4 protein-coding genes are annotated in these 2,083 nt (G+C 33.4%); all 4 read right to left on the reverse strand.

Going from position 1 to position 2,083, the window contains the following annotated elements:
• Nucleotides 1-263 (reverse strand): thiamine pyrophosphate-binding protein (locus IDG60_RS12005; protein ID WP_274611442.1); only part of this gene is annotated, 263 nt, incomplete at its 3' end.
• Between the two features lie 50 nt (nt 264-313).
• Nucleotides 314-1,003 carry an LrgB family protein gene (locus IDG60_RS12010; RefSeq protein WP_001001019.1) on the reverse strand — a complete coding sequence of 230 codons (690 nt, stop codon included), beginning with the start codon at nt 1,001-1,003 and terminating at the stop codon, nt 314-316.
• Nucleotides 996-1,391, reverse strand: a complete 396-nt coding sequence (gene cidA, locus IDG60_RS12015) for a holin-like murein hydrolase modulator CidA (RefSeq protein WP_000549734.1) — start codon at nt 1,389-1,391, stop codon at nt 996-998. The genes IDG60_RS12010 and cidA overlap by 8 nt, the downstream gene beginning before the upstream one ends.
• A gap of 212 nt (nt 1,392-1,603) precedes the next feature.
• Nucleotides 1,604-2,083: LysR substrate-binding domain-containing protein (locus IDG60_RS12020; RefSeq protein ID WP_241013368.1), on the reverse strand; the 480-nt coding region annotated here is incomplete at its 5' end.

Genomic DNA, 2,083 nt, shown 5'->3' on the forward strand with positions numbered 1-2,083 from the left:
TACATACCATTTAATAAATGAATTAAACCAGGGCCACCGATACTTAATGCCACACCGATTTTACCAGTTAATTTTGTGTAACCAGCAGCCGCTAAGCTTGCTACTTCTTCATGACGTACATGATAAAATTTAAATTGATCTCTCACTGTACGTAAACTATCGACAACTGCGTCGATTGAGTCTCCTGGAATACCATACAAGTGATCTATATCCCATGCTTGTAATGCTTTAACTAATGCTTCATTTGCTTTTATTTTTGCCATTATTACTAATAGCCTCCCTTTCTTAGTGTCTATCATTTTAAATATCTAAATTAATAGAATAATAAAATTAGAACAGGTATTAACACTGAACTAATAACTGCAGTTAAAATCATCCCAATTGAACTAAATGCACCGGATTCAATATCCATTTCTAGTGCTTTAGCTGTGCCAAATGCATGTGACGCATTCCCATACGTTAAACCTTTGGCGATAGAAGATTCAAATCTTCCAAATCTTAATAACATCGAACCTAAAATACTACCGATTAAACCCGTTGTGATAATAAAAAGTACGGTCATCGTATCTGTACCACCTAGTTCATGTGACACTTCGATACCTACTGCGGCTGTTATAGATCGGGGCAATAACGTTACAATGACGTCTTTAGAATAGCCAAATGCTTTAAGTGTTAAGAACACTAACATGAAATTCAGCATGACGCCAGTTAATACACTTGCAAAAATGATAGAGACATTGTCTTTAATTTTCTCTCTATTTTTATAAAGTGGGTACGCTAAACATACGACCGTTGCGTTTAAAATATGGTTGATCCAACTGCCACCTTTCATATACCCGTTATAACTAATTCCAAAGATAAGTAAGACAAAAATAATTCCTAAAGATGCAATTAATGCTGGATTCAAAAATGGGTTCGGATATTTTTGTTGTAACCTTTTAGCGAAATAATATAAAACGACAGTCAACAAAATCATTAATAAGGCTTGCACGTAATCATTCATAAGCGTCTACACCTTTACGATGTTTATGTTTAACAGACATTTTTTCAGCAATATAACCTGAAGATAATGCAACGATACATGTTCCTATAATAATGACTGCGAAAAAGAGTATATAATTTAGCGTAATTTCGGAAGCAACATCCATAATACCTACAACTGACGGTATGAAGAAAAAGACCATCGTCTTTAATAAAAAGTTTGCACCGTCTTCTACCCAAGTTAGCGGTACAATCTTAAATTGTAATAGTAAATAAAATAAAAATAGACCAACAATACTGCCGGCTAAGGGAAGATGAAAAATCTTTTGAATTTCTGTGCCAATATAAGTAATCACAATGATGATTCCTAGTTGTAGTAGTAGTTTGATTATTAATTGGACTTTGTGCATGGCGCCATCCCTTTCTAAATATGTCTAAATTGTTACAATAACTATTATAAAGATGGCGTACACAATATAAAAATACTCTTTTTTTATAGTTTGTATTACTATTTTCTATGGAAACGCTCTCTAAATTTCACTTCATTTTCACAAAAAAACACTCATTATTTCAATGACCCACGTAATGATGCGCCTTAAATAATGAGTGCTTTATTAATATGTTAGCCTAAACGGTCTTTCAAAAATTCTATCCATTTCGTTGTGGCATGACTTAATTGTTTATCCTTCTTCCAAACAACACCTAATTCCCAATGTACATGAGCATCTTCAATGCGTAGCAGCTTCACATCTCCATTTAGTTGCTCTGAAATTGATGTTGGTAAAATACTAATACCTAATTCATTCGTAACTAAATCTTCTATAACATGCCATTGTGAAATTTGCGCTACAGTATTCGGAACAAAGCCAACGTTTTTAGCATTTTCAATAATTTTATCATTCAAGTAAAAGTCTTTATTAAATAAAATGAAGTCTTCACCTGCTAAATCTTCGAGTTTAACAGTTTCATATTTTGCGAGTCGATGCTCTCTGCTCACGATAAGTCGCAAATCTTCCTTATCTAGGGTAGTATAATCGAAAATATGATGATCGACTGGCAAAGTGGTCACGCCTATATCTACTTCATCATTGATAATTTGCTG

The sequence above is a fragment of the Staphylococcus sp. EG-SA-2 genome (assembly GCF_017152085.1).